Annotated in this window: 14 protein-coding genes; 5 read left to right on the top strand and 9 right to left on the bottom strand. The window is 72.4% G+C overall.

Annotation, left to right across the window (positions count from 1 at the left end; all coding sequences use genetic code 11):
• Positions 1-12: 12 nt before the first annotated feature.
• On the bottom strand, positions 13-369 hold the full coding sequence (locus ADK65_RS21515) for a HesB/IscA family protein (protein WP_031109243.1): 357 nt from the start codon (positions 367-369) through the stop codon (positions 13-15).
• Positions 370-651: 282 nt separating this feature from the next.
• Between ADK65_RS21515 and nadA the strand changes: the two genes are divergently transcribed.
• Positions 652-1,836 carry a quinolinate synthase NadA gene (nadA, locus tag ADK65_RS21520; RefSeq protein WP_053672260.1) on the top strand — a complete coding sequence of 395 codons (1,185 nt, stop codon included), beginning with the start codon at positions 652-654 and terminating at the stop codon, positions 1,834-1,836.
• Between the two features lie 18 nt (positions 1,837-1,854).
• Here nadA and ADK65_RS21525 read toward each other — a convergent pair whose 3' ends face one another.
• From ADK65_RS21525 to ADK65_RS21550, 6 genes are all read right to left on the bottom strand, one after another.
• Positions 1,855-4,095: a protein kinase domain-containing protein gene (locus ADK65_RS21525; RefSeq protein ID WP_053671968.1), complete on the bottom strand. Its 2,241-nt coding sequence runs from the start codon at positions 4,093-4,095 to the stop codon at positions 1,855-1,857.
• A gap of 118 nt (positions 4,096-4,213) precedes the next feature.
• Positions 4,214-7,333, bottom strand: a complete 3,120-nt coding sequence (locus ADK65_RS21530; RefSeq protein WP_053671969.1) for an efflux RND transporter permease subunit — start codon at positions 7,331-7,333, stop codon at positions 4,214-4,216.
• 159 nt (positions 7,334-7,492) lie between these two features.
• A complete protein-coding gene (locus ADK65_RS21535) occupies positions 7,493-8,176 on the bottom strand; it encodes a response regulator (protein ID WP_053671970.1) in 684 nt (227 codons plus the stop codon).
• Entirely contained in the window at positions 8,173-9,393 is a 1,221-nt protein-coding gene (locus ADK65_RS21540; protein ID WP_053671971.1) for a sensor histidine kinase, read from the bottom strand. Before ADK65_RS21540 ends, ADK65_RS21535 begins: the two co-directional genes overlap by 4 nt.
• A gap of 136 nt (positions 9,394-9,529) precedes the next feature.
• Complete coding sequence (pspAA, locus tag ADK65_RS21545; RefSeq protein WP_053671972.1) at positions 9,530-9,808, bottom strand: PspA-associated protein PspAA; 279 nt, start codon at positions 9,806-9,808, stop codon at positions 9,530-9,532.
• 23 nt (positions 9,809-9,831) lie between these two features.
• Positions 9,832-10,617, bottom strand: coding sequence for a PspA/IM30 family protein (locus ADK65_RS21550; protein ID WP_260461168.1), 786 nt, complete (start codon positions 10,615-10,617; stop codon positions 9,832-9,834).
• 319 nt (positions 10,618-10,936) lie between these two features.
• Here ADK65_RS21550 and ADK65_RS21555 point away from each other — a divergent pair, with 319 nt between their 5' ends.
• Both ADK65_RS21555 and ADK65_RS21560 read left to right on the top strand, forming a co-directional pair.
• Entirely contained in the window at positions 10,937-11,536 is a 600-nt protein-coding gene (locus ADK65_RS21555; RefSeq protein ID WP_053671974.1) for a DUF3043 domain-containing protein, read from the top strand.
• A gap of 83 nt (positions 11,537-11,619) precedes the next feature.
• Complete coding sequence (locus ADK65_RS21560; protein WP_053671975.1) at positions 11,620-12,321, top strand: class I SAM-dependent methyltransferase; 702 nt, start codon at positions 11,620-11,622, stop codon at positions 12,319-12,321.
• 46 nt (positions 12,322-12,367) lie between these two features.
• On the opposite strand, the gene ADK65_RS21565 is transcribed toward ADK65_RS21560, so the two are convergent.
• Positions 12,368-12,580, bottom strand: a complete 213-nt coding sequence (locus tag ADK65_RS21565) for a hypothetical protein (RefSeq protein WP_053671976.1) — start codon at positions 12,578-12,580, stop codon at positions 12,368-12,370.
• Positions 12,581-12,799: 219 nt separating this feature from the next.
• On the opposite strand from ADK65_RS21565, the gene ADK65_RS21570 reads away from it, so the two are divergent.
• Positions 12,800-13,999 carry a bifunctional adenosylcobinamide kinase/adenosylcobinamide-phosphate guanylyltransferase gene (locus ADK65_RS21570; protein WP_053671977.1) on the top strand — a complete coding sequence of 400 codons (1,200 nt, stop codon included), beginning with the start codon at positions 12,800-12,802 and terminating at the stop codon, positions 13,997-13,999.
• 27 nt (positions 14,000-14,026) lie between these two features.
• Here the strand turns inward: ADK65_RS21570 and ADK65_RS21575 are convergent, their stop codons facing one another.
• Positions 14,027-15,112 (bottom strand): class I SAM-dependent methyltransferase, encoded by a 1,086-nt coding sequence (locus tag ADK65_RS21575; RefSeq protein ID WP_053671978.1) that lies wholly within the window; start codon positions 15,110-15,112, stop codon positions 14,027-14,029.
• Positions 15,113-15,314: 202 nt separating this feature from the next.
• On the opposite strand from ADK65_RS21575, the gene cobT reads away from it, so the two are divergent.
• On the top strand, positions 15,315-16,451 hold the full coding sequence (gene cobT, locus ADK65_RS21580; RefSeq protein WP_053671979.1) for a nicotinate-nucleotide--dimethylbenzimidazole phosphoribosyltransferase: 1,137 nt from the start codon (positions 15,315-15,317) through the stop codon (positions 16,449-16,451).
• The last annotated feature ends 92 nt before the right edge of the window (positions 16,452-16,543 follow it).

Below are 16,543 nucleotides of genomic sequence, written 5' to 3' on the forward strand. Positions count from 1 at the left end.
GGCTCGGCAGGCTCAGCTGAAGGAGTCGCCGCAGGCGCAGGAGCCCGTCGCGTTCGGGTTGTCGATCGTGAAGCCCTGCTTCTCGATGGTGTCCACGAAGTCGATCGTGGCACCGCCCAGGTACGGGGCGCTCATGCGGTCGGTGACCACCTTCACACCGCCGAAGTCCTTCTCGACGTCGCCGTCGAGGGCGCGCTCGTCGAAGAAGAGCTGGTAGCGCAGGCCGGAGCAGCCGCCGGGCTGGACGGCGACCCGCAGCGCGAGGTCTTCGCGGCCTTCCTGGTCGAGCAGCGCCTTGACCTTGGACGCGGCGGCGTCGGTCAGGATGATGCCGTCGGTGACGGTGCTGGTCTCGTCCGATACGGACATCTACATCTCTCCCGGGTTGTACGGAGACTGCTTGCCGACGGTTGCAACCGGCGGGGCCGCGGATTCATTCCGGGGCCGGGCGCTCGATCTCGGCTCCTTTCATGCTCGCACACGCGCCGGGAACCGGAAAACGGCTCTTTCCGGGTCTTCCCGGGAATGAACGGCGGCTCGCCGGGATTCACGTCACACAGACGCTATGGCCATCGTCAAAGTGACGTGAAGCGGTTATGATAGATAGCGTCAAATCGACGAAAAGTCGCAGAAACAGAAAGGGTGCGTGTCGTGACCACCGCCCAGACCCAGGAGCTCGACGTCCAGCCGACGCCCCTCGCCCTGCTGCTCCTCGGCCGTGAGGCCGACCCGAAGAGCGAGCGCGGTGTGGAGTGTCCCGGCGACCTGCCCTCGCCGTCCGACCCGGACCTGGTGGAGCGCGCCCGCAAGGCGAAGGAGAAGCTCGGGGACAAGGTCTTCGTGCTCGGCCACCACTACCAGCGTGACGAGGTCATCCAGTTCGCCGACGTGACGGGTGACTCGTTCAAGCTCGCCCGGGACGCCGCCGCCCGTCCGGAGGCCGAGTACATCGTGTTCTGCGGCGTGCACTTCATGGCGGAGTCGGCGGACATCCTGACGTCCGACGACCAGAAGGTCGTCCTGCCCGACCTGGCCGCCGGCTGCTCGATGGCCGACATGGCGACGGCCGAGCAGGTCGCCGAGTGCTGGGACGTGCTGACCGAGGCCGGGATAGCCGAGCAGGTCGTGCCCGTCTCGTACATGAACTCCTCCGCCGACATCAAGGCGTTCACGGGCAAGCACGGTGGCACGATCTGCACCTCGTCCAACGCCAAGCGGGCTCTGGACTGGGCCTTCGAGCAGGGCGAGAAGGTCCTCTTCCTGCCCGACCAGCACCTCGGCCGCAACACCGCCGTGCGGGACATGGGCATGTCCCTGGAGGACTGCGTCCTCTACAACCCGCACAAGCCGAACGGCGGGCTGACGGCCGACGAGCTGCGCGCGGCGAAGATGATCCTGTGGCGCGGCCACTGCTCGGTGCACGGCCGCTTCAGCCTGGACTCGGTGAACGACGTGCGCGAGCGGATCCCGGGCGTCAACGTCCTGGTGCACCCCGAGTGCAGGCACGAGGTCGTGGCCGCGGCGGACTACGTCGGCTCGACGGAGTACATCATCAAGGCCCTGGAGGCCGCGCCGGCCGGTTCCAAGTGGGCCATCGGCACGGAACTGAACCTGGTCCGCCGCCTGGCGAACCGTTTCGCTCCCGAGGGCAAGGAGATCGTCTTCCTCGACAAGACGGTCTGCTTCTGCTCGACCATGAACCGCATCGACCTCCCGCACCTGGTCTGGGCCCTGGAGTCCCTGGCCGAGGGCAGCCTCGTCAACCGCATCGAGGTGGACAAGGAGACGGAGGCGTTCGCCAAGCTGGCCCTGGAGCGGATGCTGGCGCTGCCGTAGCCGTCGTCCGGCCCGCCGTCACCCCGAGCGCGGTTTCCGCTCGGGGTGGGCGGGGTCGAGGCTGAAGACCGTGCCGCCGGGGGTGGCGGCGACCAACGCGCCGTCGAGCGTCCGCACCTCGGTGGCGCCCCAGTCGGTGTCGTCACGCACGGCCCGCGGCAGCGTTTCCCAGAGCAGGGTGCCCTTCTTCGCGTCGAGCGCACCGACCCGGCCGGTGGCACTGGCCAGGTACACCGCCCGGGTCCGCGGGTCGTACGTCGCCTCGCTCGGCCGCTCCAGGCTGGTCGAGGTCTGCCACAGCGGCTTGCCCGTCCCGGCGGAGACGGCGGTGACCTGCCCGTTCGACGAGGCGAACCACAACGTGCCGTCCGCCGGCGACACCTGTCCCCCGTACTCCTCGGCCAGCTTCGTGATGCGGTGGGCACCCGTGCGGGGGTCCACCGTCCGGATGGCCGCGTAGGGAACGTCCTGGCCCATGAGCAGGTTGCCGTCCTCGTCCTCGCTGAGGTCCAGGAAGAGGAGTCGGCCGTCGAAGGCACCGAGGAGGTTGGCCTTCGCCGGGACGGTCAACTGCCGGTGCGGACCGTCGGCCCGGCCTGCTTCGACGACCAGGGAGGGGCCGGACGCCTCCGGGGCGCACTGCAGGTACAGCCGCTCGCCCGCTCCCGTGGTCCCGCAGTAGTGCCGCACGGGCAGCCGCTGCGTCCAGCGCGCGGCTCCGCTGTGGGGCGAACGGGCGGTCACGGAGGTGCCGTCGCCCTCCGGGAGCACGACGAGGCCGGCGGACAGCACCGGATCGATCCACTCGGCGTTCACCGCGCGCTGCCACAGCCGGTCACCGGTGCCGGTGTCGAAGGCGAGGATCCGGTTCGGCCCCTCGCCCTGCGGTTCCTGCTGCACCACCACCGCGTCGTCCCGGACACCGAGGATCTTGAACCTGGAGAAGTCGTCACCGGTGACGGACGCCGCCGGACCGGCACGCCAGACGGTCGCTCCCGTCCTGCCGTCCAACCGTACGGGCAGGATCCCGTCGCCCGCGCAGAACACGGCGCGCTCGTGGACGTGGCACTGCGGACCGCCCCGCGTTCCGCCCTCCTGCCGTTCGGGCACCGTGCGCACTCCGCGCGCGGCCGTCTCATAGACCGTCGTCTGCCAGGGCCGCCATCCGGCCGGCGGCGCCGCCCAGCGGGACTGCGCGGAGGGGTCACCGCTCAGCGCCCAGCCGGGGCCCAGGGTCAGATAGGCCGTCAGGCCGAGGACGACAGCACCCACCGCGCCCGTCACGACCGGCATCGGCCGGACCCGACGGCGGGGGCGTCCCGCCTCCGGTGGATCCCCCTCGGCGAGGGGCGGGGCGGCCTGAGCGCAGCCGGCGGCGGACGCCGGGCGGACGGCGTCGACGGCCGCGAGCCGACCGGCCCGGAGGGTCAGGGTGGCTCCGTCCGCGGCTTCGGGCAGCAGGGCCGCGAACTCCCCTGCCAGCTCGTCGAGTCCGGGCCGGTCCGGGGCGTCCTTGGCCAGGCAGCGCTCCAGCAGGGCGCGCAGCCGTGGTTCCACCCCGTCGAGCACGGGTTCGTGGTGGACGACCCGGTACGCCGTCAGATACGGGCTGTCGGCGTCGAAGGGGCCGCGCCCGGTGACGGAGTACACCAGCAGGGACCCGAGGGAGAAGACGTCCGAGGCGGGGCCGACCGCCCGGGCGTCGACGAGCTGTTCGGGCGACATGAAGGGCGGTGTGCCGATCATCTGGCCGGTCTCGGTGAGCGTCTGGTGGTCCCCGGCCGCGCGGGAGATGCCGAAGTCGATGACGCGCGGGCCGTCCTCGGCCAGCAGGACGTTGGCCGGCTTCAGGTCCCGGTGGACCACCCCCGCCCGGTGGATGTCGCGCAGCGCCTCCACCAGCCCCAGGGCGATGCCGCGCAGTTCGGCCTCCGGCAGGGCGCCCCGGTCGCGGATCCGCCGGGCGAGCGAGGGGCCGGGCACGTACTGGGTGGCCATCCAGGGCCGCGCCGCGTCGGGGTCCGCGTCCAGGACCGGCGCCGTGAAGGCTCCGCTGACCTTGCGGACCGCCGCGATCTCCTGCCGGAACCGGGTGCGGAAGACGGCGTCCGCCGCGTACTGGGCATGCACGACCTTGAGGGCCACGACACGGCCCGAACGGGCCCTGGCCCGGTAGACCACGCCCATCCCCCCGGCCCCGAGCCGGTCGAGCGGCCGGTAGCCACCGACCGACTTCGGGTCGTCGCTGTGCAGCGGCACGCCCGAATCCCCTTCCCCCGTGAAGCCGTTCGAGAGCCACAGGATACGTAACCGGACAAGGCGGCGGCCGGGCACCGGACGGGGAGGTCCGGTGCCCGGCCGCCGCCGGGTCACGCCGTCACGCCCGCGCGTGCTCCGGTTCCGTCGCGTCCGTCCGCTGGGCCGGCAGGCCCTTCTTCGCCGCGCGCTTCCTCGCCCGGCGCTCCTTGCGGAGTTCGACCATCGCGTACAGCGTCGGGACCAGCAGCAGCGTCAGCAGCGTCGAGGTGACCAGACCGCCGATCACGACCACGGCGAGCGGCTGGGCGATGAAGCCGCCCTCGCCGGTGATGCCGAGGGCCATCGGCAGCAGGGCGAAGATCGTCGCCAGGGCGGTCATCAGGATCGGGCGCAGCCGGTGCCGGCCGCCCTCGATGACGGCCTCGACGACGCCGTGGCCCTGCTTGCGGTACTGGTTGATCAGGTCGATCAGCACGATCGCGTTCGTCACCACGATGCCGATCAGCATCAGCATGCCGATCATCGCCGGGACGCCCATCGGGGTGCCGGTGGCGATCAGCAGGCCGATCGCGCCGGTGGCGGCGAACGGGATGGAGACGAGCAGGATCAGCGGCTGGACCAGGGACTTGAAGGTGCCGACCAGCAGCATGAAGACGATCGCGATGGCCGCCAGCATCGCCAGGCCCAGGTTGGCGAACGCCTCGTCCTGGTCCTCGGAGACACCGCCGATCGACGCCGTGGCGCCGTCCGGGAGCTTCAGCGCGTCGACCTTCGACTGGAGCTGGGCGCTGACCGCGCCGGTGTTGTCGCCGGTCGGCTTCGCGGTGATGGTGGCCGCCCGCTGGCCGTCGATGCGGGTCATCGAGACCGGGCCGTCGACCTGCTTCACCGTGGCGATGTCGCCGAGCCTCACCGTGCCGCCGAGGCGCAGGTCCTGAAGCTGCTTCAGGGTCTTGGCGGGCTTGGCCGAGCGGATGACGACGTCGCGCTCGGTGTCGTCCAGGACCGCCTTGGCGGCGGTGGTGCCGCGGACGGCCTGGGCGACGGCGGCGCCGAGCGTCCGGTCGTCGAAACCGGCCGCGGCCGCCTTGTCGTCGGCCTTGACCGAGATGCGCGGCACGCTGGTCGCGAGGTCGCTGGAGACGTCCGTGACGTCGTCGAGCGAGGCGACCGTCCTGCGGACCTCCTCGGCCGCCGTGCGCAGGACGCCGGCGTCGGCGGCCTTCACGACCACACTGAGGTCCTGGCTGGCGAATCCGTCACCGGCGGCGACGGTGGTCGTGCCGATGCCCTTCAGTCCGGCCAGGCCCTTCTCGATGCCGTCCTGGACGTCCTCGTAAGACGCCGAGTCGTCGAGCATGACCTGGTACGAGGCCTGGTTGGTGTCCGTGCCGCCGCCGAAGGCCGCCATGAAGCCGGACGAGCCGACCGTGACCTGGTAGTCCTTCACGCCCTTGGTGCCGGCGAGCAGCCGCTCGACCTTCCTGGCCTGGGCGTCCGTCGCGGACAGGCTGGTGCCGGGCTTCAGCTCCTGCTTGACGGTGAGGACCTCCTGCTCGCCCTGGTCGAAGAAGTTCGTCTTCAGCAGCGGCGCCATGCCGAACGTGCCGATCAGGACGACGACCGCGAGGGCCACACTGGTGAGGCGGCGGCGGGTCGCGAAGCGCAGGACGGGGACGTAGAGGCGCTGGAGGCGGCTCCTGGCCTCCTTCTCCTCGGCGATCCGGCGGGCCTCGGCCGCGTCCTCGGGGGTGCCCTTCGGGGGACGCAGGAACCAGTACGACAGGACCGGCACGACCGTCAGGGAGACGAGGAGGGACGCCAGCAGCGCGGCCGTGACGGTGAGGCTGAACGAGCCGAACAGCTCGCCCACCATGCCGCCGACCAGGCCGATCGGCAGGAACACCGCGACCGTGGTGAGCGTCGAGGACGTCACCGCGCCCGCCACCTCGCGGACCGCGTTCAGGATCGCCGAGTGACGCTCCTCGCCGTAGCCGAGATGGCGCTTGATGTTCTCCAGGACCACGATCGAGTCGTCGACGACGCGTCCGACGGCGATGGTCAGGGCGCCCAGGGTGAGGACGTTCAGCGACAGGTCGCGCGTCCACAGCACGATCAGGGCGAGGACCACGGACAGCGGGATCGACACCGCCGTCACGAGGGTCGAGCGGATCGAGGCCAGGAAGACGAGGATCACCAGGACGGCGAAGAGCAGACCGAGCGCGCCCTCGGTGGTCAGGCCCTTGATGGACTTGGACACGGCCGGGCCCTGGTCGCTGACGACCGTGAGGCTCGCGCCCGACCCGAGGTCCTTGCGGAGCTCCGGGAGCTTGTCCTGGACGGCGTCGGAGATGGCGACCGCGCTGCCGTCGCGGTCCATCGTCACGGCGACGGAGAGGCTGGGCTTGCCGTCGGTGCGGGTGATGGAGTCGGCCGTGGCCTCCTGCTGCTTCACGGCGGCGACGTCACCGAGCCGCACCGGCTTGCCCTTGCCGGGCCCGGCCGTGACCATCAGGTCCTGGATCTGCTTCAGCGAGGTCAGGCCGCCGCCGACCTGGACCGTGCGGTTGGCGCCGTCCTCGTCGAAGGACCCGGCCGGGACGGTCGCGCCGCCCGCCTGGAGGGCCTGGGAGAGGGACTGCGAGGTCAGGCCCGCCTTCGCCAGCTTCGCGTCGTCGGGCGTGACGGTGACCTGGAGGTCGCGCACACCGTCGACGGTGACCTGGCCGACGCCGTCGATGCTCTTCAGGTCCGGCACCACGGTCTTGTCGAGCTGATCGGCCAGGGCCTGCTGGTCGCGGCCGGAGGTGACGGCGAGGACGACGGTCGGGATGTCGTCCGTCGAACCGGCGACGACCTGCGGGTCGACGTCGTCCGGGAGCTGGACGCGGGCCCGGTTGACGGCCTGCTGGACGTCGGCGACCAGCTGCTCGGTGCCGTTGCCGTAGTCGAAGGACGCCATGATCACGGCGTTGCCCTCGCTGGCGGTGGAGGTGACGCCGCTGATGCCGTCGACGGCTTCGAGGGTGTCCTCGATGGGCTCGACGACCTGCTTTTCGACCACGTCCGGGGACGCGCCCTGGTACGGCGCCAGCACCGACACCACGGGCAGTTCGATGGTGGGCAGCAGCTGCTGCTTCAGCTGGGGTATCGCGATCGCCCCGAAGACGAGCGCGATGATCGACATCAGCCCTATGAGGGCTCGTTGCGCGAGGCTGAATCTCGACAGCCAGGACATGGGTGAGGGTCTCTCTTCTGTTAACGGCAGAAGCGGCAGCGGGCGCGCAGATGAGCGCCCGCCCCTACACCCTGAGCCATGGGGGGACCGGGTTTCGTAGGCCCCAGGTCCAAATCCTTACGCGGCGCCTACTCCGGCCGCAGTACGGCCGGGCCGGGCTCACTCCACCCTTGGACGGACCAGGCCGGACTCGTACGCGGTGACGACGAGCTGGGCGCGGTCCCGGGCACCCAGCTTGGCCATGGCCCGGTTGACGTGCGTCTTCACGGTCAGCGGGCTGACTTCGAGGCGCTCGGCGATCTCGTCGTTGGAGTGCCCGCCGGCGACCAGGACGAGCACCTCGCGTTCGCGGACGGTGAGCGAGTCGAGCCGTTCGCCGCGGCCCGGGTCGCGGTCGTCGTCGGCCGGGTCCTCGGTGGCGAGGAACCGGGCGATCAGGCCCGTGGTGGCCGCCGGGGAGAGCAGGGCCTGTCCGCCCGCGGCGATGCGGATGGCGTTCAGCAGCTCCTCGGGTTCGGCGCCCTTGCCGAGGAAGCCGGAGGCGCCGGCCCGCAGCGACTGCACGACGTAGTCGTCGACCTCGAAGGTCGTCAGGATGACCACCCGGACGTCGGCGAGGTCGGGGTCGGCGCTGATCATGCGGGTCGCGGCGAGACCGTCGGTGCCGGGCATGCGGATGTCCATGAGCACGACGTCGGCCTGCTGCTCCTTCGTCAGCCGGACCGCTTCCGCGCCGTCGGAGGCCTCGCCGACCACCTCCATGTCGGGCTCGGAGTCGACGAGCACGCGAAAGGCGCTGCGCAGCAGCGCCTGGTCGTCGGCGAGCAGGACACGGATGGTCATGCGGGGTCCTCTCCGGTCGGTGTGCGGTTCTTCACCGGCAGGATGGCATGGACGCGAAAACCGCCTCCGTAGCGGGGACCGGTGGTGAGGGTGCCGCGCAGTGCCGTGACGCGTTCGCGCATGCCGAGCAGTCCGTGGCCGCCGCCGCTGTCCTGGGTATCGGGCTCGCCGCCGCCGTCGTCGAGCACGGTGATCTCGATGTGCGGTCCGACGCGGACGACGCTGACCTCCGCCTTGGCCTGGGGCCCGGCGTGCTTCTGCACATTGGTGAGGGCCTCCTGGATGATCCGGTAGGCGGCCAGGTCGACGGCCGCGGGCAGGGTGGTGCCCTGGTCGGCGCGGGCGACCTCGATGTGCAGGCCGGCGTTGCGGAAGGTGCCGGTGAGTTCGCCGAGGCGGTCCAGGCCCGGGGCGGGTTCGGTGGGGGCCTCGGGGTCGTCGGAGTGCCGGAGCAGGCCCACGGTGGCGCGGAGTTCGTTGAGGGCGGAGCGGCTGGCCTCGCGGACGTGCCCGAGGGCCTCTTTGGCCTGGTCGGGGCGCTTGTCCATGACGTGGGCGGCGACCCCGGCCTGCACGTTGACCAGGGCGATGTGGTGGGCGACGACGTCGTGCAGGTCCCGGGCGATGCGCAGGCGTTCCTCGGCGACGCGGCGGCGGGCCTCCTCCTCGCGGGTGCGCTCGGCCCGTTCGGCGCGCTCCCGGATGGCCTGGACGAAGGCGCGGCGGCTGCGGACGGCGTCACCCGCGGTGGCGCCGATGCCGGTCCAGGCGAAGATCGCGAGGTTCTCCTGGGCGTACCAGGGCAGGGAGCCGGCCGACATGGCGGCGCCGGTCAGCACGGTCATGGTGAGCAGGCCGGCGCGCCAGGTGGTGGGGCGGTCGGTGGTGGAGGCGACGGTGTAGAGCGCGATGACGGCGGACATCGCGACGGGGGTGCGGGGGTCGCCGGTGAGGGACTCGACGACGGAGAGGGTGCCGGTGACGGCGAGGACCGTCATGGGGGCACGGCGGCGGAAGACCAGGGCGGCGGCGCCGAGGGCCATGAGGACGAGGCTGAGGGGGTCGGGGGTGCGCAGGGCCCAGCTGACGCTGTCACGGTGGCGGGGTTCGACGAACGAGCCGGCGACCATGCAGACCAGGACGGCGAGGGCGAGGACGGCGTCCAGGGCCAGGGGGTGCGCCTTGGCCTGGTGTTTGGCCCGCGCGAGGGTGCTCACGGGGGTTCACGGTAGCCGGGGTGGGTGTGCGGGGGTATGGGGGCGGGGTCGCAAGGCTGGTTGTGAGGTGCTCGGCGTGCGGGGTGAGGTCGGGTGGGTCCGCAGCCCGGCGCAGCGGTGTGCTGCCCGCGGACCACTAACCCGGGATCAAGCCGTCGTCGCTCAGGAGCTCCCGGACTTCCTCCAAGGTCGCGTCGGGAGACGGCAGGATCAGTTCCGATGGTTCGAGGGAGTCGTCCGGGAGGGGGTCTCCGAGGTCGCGGACCCTGGCCAGGAGGGCCTGGAGAGTGCGGCGGAAGCCGGGGCCGTCGCCGTTCTCCATCTCCGCCAGGAGTTCGTCGTCCAGCCTGTTCAGCTCGGCGAGGTGGCCGTCGGCCAGACTCACCTGGCCCTCCCCCATGATCCGTACGATCATGTCGCCCTCCTAGGCGTGGACCCCTACTGCTTGTCGAAGCGCGGAGTGTCCTGCGGCTGCTGCTGGGACTGCTGCCCGTTCGAGCCGCCTTCGATGGCCTGCTGACCGCTGCCCGAGCCGCCGGCCAGCTCGGCCTTCATACGCTGCAGTTCCAGCTCTACATCCGTACCACCGGAGAGCCGGTCCAGCTCGGCCTGGATGTCGTCCTTGTGCATGCCGGAGGGGTCGTCGAGGGCGCCGGAGGCGAGCAGCTCGTCGATGGCGCCGGCGCGGGCCTGGAGCTGGGCCGTCTTGTCCTCGGCGCGCTGGATCGCCAGGCCGACGTCGCCCATCTCCTCGGAGATGCCGGAGAAGGCCTCGCCGATCCGGGTCTGCGCCTGCGCCGCCGTGTAGGTGGCCTTGATGGTCTCCTTCTTCGTGCGGAAGGCGTCGACCTTGGCCTGGAGCCGCTGGGCCGCGAGGGTGAGCTTCTCCTCCTCGCCCTGGAGCGTCGCGTGCTGGGTCTCCAGGTCGGTCACCTGCTGCTGGAGCGCGGCGCGGCGGGAGAGCGCCTCGCGGGCCAGGTCCTCGCGGCCCAGCGCCAGTGCCTTGCGGCCCTGGTCCTCCAGCTTGCCGGACTGCGACTGCAGCTGGTTGAGCTGCAGCTCCAGGCGCTTGCGGGAGGTCGCCACGTCGGCGACGCCGCGGCGGACCTTCTGCAGCAGCTCCAGCTGCTTCTGGTACGAGTAATCGAGGGTCTCGCGCGGGTCCTCGGCCCGGTCAAGGGCCTTGTTCGCCTTCGCGCGGAAGATCATCCCCATACGCTTCATGACACCGCTCATGGGCTTCGCGCGCCCCCTTCTGACCGACTCCGGCAGCTGCTCCTGCGACAGAACCCACAGTACGGGCCCTGCATCCATTACCGCACTGTTCGGGGACGCATGCGCTCATCCCCAAGGACGACTGCGTGCGCTCCCGCTCCGGCGTAGGGAGTAGGTGGCCCCCGGGGTCCGCCGGAGCCGTACGCCCCGCGGGGACGTCCCGAGGCGTACGCAACGTCCCCTCTGTCCCCTTACTGACGACTGGTGTTGCCGGATCGTTCCCCACCGGGCTGGGGTCCATGCCCGGAAGCCCTTACCCTTGGGTTTTGTGTTCCGTAGCCGTGCGAAGGATGAGAAGGCCCAGGACGCCGACAAGGCGCCGGTGACCGACTCCAGTCAGCCCCGTCACCCCGAGGCCCCCAAGGGCCGCCCCACGCCCAAGCGCAGTGCGGCCCAGTCGCAGCGCCGCAGCGTGGCCAACACGTCGACGACGCGCAAGGAGGCCGCCAAGCGACAGCGCGCGGAGCGCCGTACCGCGATGGAGCGGCAGCGCCAGGCGCTGGCGAGCGGCGACGAGCGGTATCTGCCCGCGCGTGACAAGGGGCCGGTCCGCCGGTTCGCGCGCGACTTCGTCGACTCCCGCTTCAACATCGCGGAGTTCTTCCTGCCGATGGCCGTGGTCATCCTCGTGCTGAGCATGGTGCGAGTACCGGCGCTGCAGAACATCGCGCTGCTGCTGTGGCTCGTGGTGATCGTGCTGATCGTGCTCGACTCGTTCGTGACGTCGTTCCGTCTGAAGAAGCAGCTGAACGAGCGCTTCGCGGGGGAGAACAAGCGCGGCGCCGTCGCCTACGCCCTGATGCGCTCCCTGCAGATGCGCCGGCTCCGGCTGCCGAAGCCGCAGGTCAAGCGTGGAGAGCGGCCCTGACCACGACGCCGTTCTCCGGGGGTGCGGCGGACGCCTGGCTGGACAAGCTGGGCGGGCTGCGCGATGTCGTCCGCCAGGAGCTGGTGGCCCGCCAGCTGGACGAGCAGATAGTCGGCCGGTTCCCGGTCGGCCGGCGCCTGCGGGTGCTCGACGTGGGGATGGGCCAGGGCACGCAGGCGCTGCGACTGGCCCGGGCCGGGCACCAGGTGACCGGTCTGGAGCAGGACGCGACGATGGTCGCCGTGGCCCGGGAGTCACTCGCCGGGGAACCGGAGGGCATCCGGGAGCGGATGCGGATCATCGAGGGCGACGGCCGGGACACCGGCGTGCACTTCCTGCCGGGCAGTTTCGACGTGGTGCTGTGCCACGGCGTCCTGATGTACGTCGAGGAGCCCGACCCGCTGCTGGCGGGGCTCGCCCGGATGCTCGCGCCCGGCGGGCTGCTGTCCCTGCTGGTGCGCAACGGGGACGCGCTCGCGATCCGGCCGGGCCTGTCCGGTGACTGGTCCGGGGCGCTGACGGCCTTCGACACGGTCTCCTATCGCAACCGGCTGGGCCTCGACGTACGGGCCGACCGGCTGAAGGACCTGACGTCGACGCTCGCGGGGATCGGGGCGCCGCTGCACGCCTGGTACGGGGTGCGCGTGTTCACCGACACGGCGGCGGACGGCGCCGAGGTGCCGGCCGACGTGGAGACGCTGCTGGCGGTGGAGGAGAAGGCCGGGCGGACGGATCCGTACCGCGGGGTGGCCGCGCTGCTGCACCTGTGCGGCGTGCGCGGCTGACCGGACGAGGGGGTGGGCGGGGGCCGTCGGCCCCCGCCCAGCGGGCTCACGCCTCGGCCGCGTGCAGGCTCATCGGCCCGTAGATCTCCGTGGCGTCCTCGAACAGCCGCACCTGATCGGCACCGCCCTCCTGCAGGGCCTTCCAGTGCTCTCCGATCCAGGACTCGGCGTCCCCCTGGGTGGGGAAGTCCTCCGGCGGCACCGAGGGCTGGACCTCCGTACCGTCGGTCTTCTCGAACCGCCACGTCCATGCCGCCATGTACGCCTCCCATGTGTGTGAGCACACTGCACAGCGAAAGCCGGATCTTGGTCCGGCTCCCGTCCCGAGCCTAAGCGTTCCGCAAGGTGGGGTGTTATAGGCCTTGCGGGGGTGCGGGTCACCGGTCGGGGGCGGGTCGTGGGCGCTGCGCGGTTCCCCACGTCCCCGTGGGGGCGTCTCCATCACGCGTGACTCATGGGCACGGGTGAGAATCGTTGCGTGGAACTCACTCTGCTCGGCACCGGCGCCCCCGCGGGTCTCCCCCGCCCCGACTGTCCCTGCGCGGCCTGTGCGGCCGCTCTCGGTCCCGACGTGCGGGCGGCCACCTCGTTGCTCGTGGACGGGGCGCTGCTGCTCGATCTGACGCCGGGCGCCGCGTTCGCCGCGGCGCGGGCGGGGCGTTCGCTGACCGGTGTACGGCAGGTGCTGCTGTCGCATCCGCACGACGGGCCGGCGGTCGAGGTGCCGGCGGGGCTGCCGCAGCCCGGACGGGTGCCGGACGGGCGGGAGTTGACGCTGCTGACGGGGCACCGGGTGCGGGCGGTGGCGCTGGACGCGCCGGGCACGGGGTACGCGGTGACCGGGCCGGAGGGACAGCGGCTGCTGTATCTGCCGCCGGGCGGGGCGCCGGCGGGTCTGGAGCAGCCGGCCGAGTCGTACGACATGGTCCTCGCGGACGTCGTGGGGCGGCCGGACGCGCTGGCCAGGCTGCGCGCGGTGGGGGCGGTCGGCCCGACGACCGACGTGGTCGCCGTTCACCTGGACCACGACCTGCCGCCCGGCCCCGAGCTCGGGCGGCGGCTCGCGGCGGCGGGGGCGCGGGCCGTGCCGGACGGGGCGACGCTGGTGGTGGGTGCGTACGAGGACGTGCCGGACGTGCCGCGGCGGACGCTGGTGCTGGGCGGGGCGCGGTCGGGCAAGTCGGTGGAGGCCGAGCGCAGACTGGAGGCCTTTCCGGACGTGCTCTACGTGGCGACGGGCGGGTCGCGCAACGGGGACACGGAGTGGTCCTCACGGGTGGCGGCCCACCGGGACCGGCGGCCGGGGTCGTGGCGGACGGTCGAGACCTGCGATCTGGTGCCGTTGCTGGAGGCCGAGGGGCCTCCCTTGCTGATCGACTGTCTGTCCTTGTGGCTGACCGACGCGATGGACTCCGCCGGGGCGTGGGACGACGCGGTGTGGGCGGAGCGCGGGGAGAAGGTGCTGCGGGAACGGGTGCGGGAGCTCACGGAGGCGGTGCGGGTGACCCGGCGGACGGTGGTCGCCGTGTCGAACGAGGTGGGGTCGGGGATCGTGCCGTCGACGGCGTCGGGGCGGCGCTACCGGGATGAACTCGGGCGGCTCAACGCGCAGTTCGCGGACGAGTGTGAGCATGTGCTGCTGGTGGTGGCGGGGCAGGCGATGGTGCTGCGGGGCTGACGGGCTCCGTGAGGTCCGGCCGGCCTTTCACTCCGCGGCTCCCCTTCCCTCGGACTCGGCCCCGGCCCGGGGAGCCGCGCGGGCGATCACCCGGTAGGTGTTCGCGAAGCGCGTGCGGCGGGCCACCGGGGCGATGAGGTGGTCCGCCAGTGCCGCCACGGCCACCAGCGGGACACCGGCGCGGAGCAGGGCCGTGCGGGCGTGCCGCCGCACGGGGGGCGGCGGGACGGCCCGCCAGGGGGTGTCCGGGGTGGGCAGCGCGTGGGAGAGGGCCAGGGACGTGGCGCCCGCGAGGTCGTGGGGGACGTGGACCGGCCGGTGGTCGAGCGTCAGGATCGTGCAGCCCGCCGACTCCAGTTCCGCGCGGATGTTCTGCGGAGGCAGCAGGTGGAGGTGGCGCGGCTGGTCGTAGGGGAGCCACCAGCGGCCCAGCAGGGCGGCGAAGACGCTGCGGGGGCTCAGGGTCTCGATGAGCAGGTGGCCGCCAGGGCGCAGCACGGAGAGGGCGGCCCTCAGTTCCGCTCGGGGATCCGCTGTGCCCTCCAGGTGGTGGAGCATGCTGACCACGTCGTAGCGGGCGCGCAGCGGCACGGCGATCCGGGGGTCCGTCAGCCGGCCGACGTGGGCCTCCTCGACGCGGTCGGCCGTGCGGGCGCGGACCACGCGCGGGGTGGGGTCGAGGCCGTCGAAGGCGGTGTAGGGAAAGAACTGACGGGCCGTGGCGGGGAAGCGGGCGTGGCCCGTCCCGACGTCCAGCCAGCTCTCCGGCTCGCCGCAGCACAGCATCGCGCGGGCCGCGGAGCGGTGGCGGCGGGGGCTGGAGCGCAGGGCGAGGAGGCCGTCGCTCGCCGGGTCCCTGGGCGCCCCGCGCGCGGTCCGGTGGTAGAGGGCGAGGCCCTCCACGGTGAGGCGGGGGTTTTGGAAGGTGTGGCCGCAGTCCCGGCACGCGTCGACGGTGAAGCTGCCCGGCTTGTACTGCCGCAGGTCACCGGTGCGCAGCCGGTTCCGCAGCCGGGCGGAGCCGCACCAGGGGCAGTCCTCCCGGCGCGGTTCGTGCACGCGTGCGGTCGACGGGGAGAGGGCGGGTGCGGACGAGACGGGGTGTGCGGGCATGGGCGACTCCCGGGCGCGACGGCGTACGGCGGGACGTACGGCGGGGACGTCGAACGGCCGTGAACGAGCGCGCACGACGACATACGACAATCCGCTGCAAAACGGAACGTATGGGATGCCGATCCCGGGTGCAACGACGTCGCCGTGACGGAGTGGTGATGTGGCGCCGTGCCGTTCGATCCGGGCCGGTACTGTTCGGCGAATGAGCTCGCTTAATCTCGACGACTTCACCGATCTGATCGAGCGTCCGGACGGCGGGATCCGCCGTGACGCCGAGGCGCGCCGGGAGCGACAGATCGTGCCGCCCGGGTCGCTGGGCCGACTCGACGAACTGGGCGAGTGGCTGGCGGCGGCGCAGTCCGCCGTGCCGGTCCGGCCGGTCGAACGGCCGCGGGTGGTGCTCTTCGCCGGTGACCACGGCGTCGCCGGACTGGGCGTCTCGGCCCGGCCGGCGGGCAGCGCCGGGGAGTTGGTGCGCGAGGTGCTCGAGGGCGGCCGGCCCGTGTCGGTGCTGGCACGGCGGCTGGGCGTGCCGGTGCGGATCGTCGACATGGCCCTGGACTGCGACCCCGAGGGCCTGCCGGCGGACGTCGTACGGCACCGGGTGCGGCGCGGCAGCGGGCGGATCGACATCGAGGACGCGCTGACCCCCGAGGAGGCCGAGGCGGCCTTCCTGGCCGGGGTCGCGGTGGCCGACGAGGAGGCCGACTCGGGCACGGACCTGGTGGTGCTCGGCGATGTGAGCGTCGGCGGGACCACGGTGGCGGGCGTGCTGGTCGCGGCGCTGTGCGGGGTCGACGCGTCGGTCGTGACCGGACGCGGCGGGCAGGCGATCGACGACCTGGCGTGGATGCGCAAGTGCGCGGCGATCCGCGACGCGCTGCGCCGGGCACGTCCGGTGCTCGGGGACCAGTTGCGGCTGCTGGCGGCGGTCGGCGGGGCCGACGTCGCCGCGATGACCGGCTTCCTGCTGCAGAGCGCGGTGCGCAAGCTCCCGGTGGTGCTCGACGGGGTCGTGGCGGCCGCGTGCGCACTGGTCGGGCAGCGCATCGCGTTCCGGGCGCCGGACTGGTGGCTGGCCGCACACGACAGCGGTGAGCCCGGGCAGGCGAAGGCGCTGGACCGGATGGCCCTGGAGCCGCTGCTCACCCATGGCGTGACCGTCGGCGAGGGCGCGGGCGGCCTGCTGGCGCTGCCGCTCGTGCAGGCCGCCGCCGCGCTGGCGGCGGAACTGCCCGAGAAACCGAAGGAGTCCGAGGCACCGGAGGAATCCGAGGGGCCGGAGACGTCCGAGGGGCCGGGCGCGGCGGGCACCTCGGAGGCGCCCGCCGCGCAGTAGGCGGTCCCGAGATCCAGGTCACTCACGCCTGGCTCAACTTCGTCCCGTTCCGGTCGGTCTTGGAACGTGGTGTCGGTTCGACTGAGTCGCGG

This window comes from Streptomyces sp. NRRL B-1140 (assembly GCF_001280065.1).
Lineage (GTDB): Bacteria > Actinomycetota > Actinomycetes > Streptomycetales > Streptomycetaceae > Streptomyces.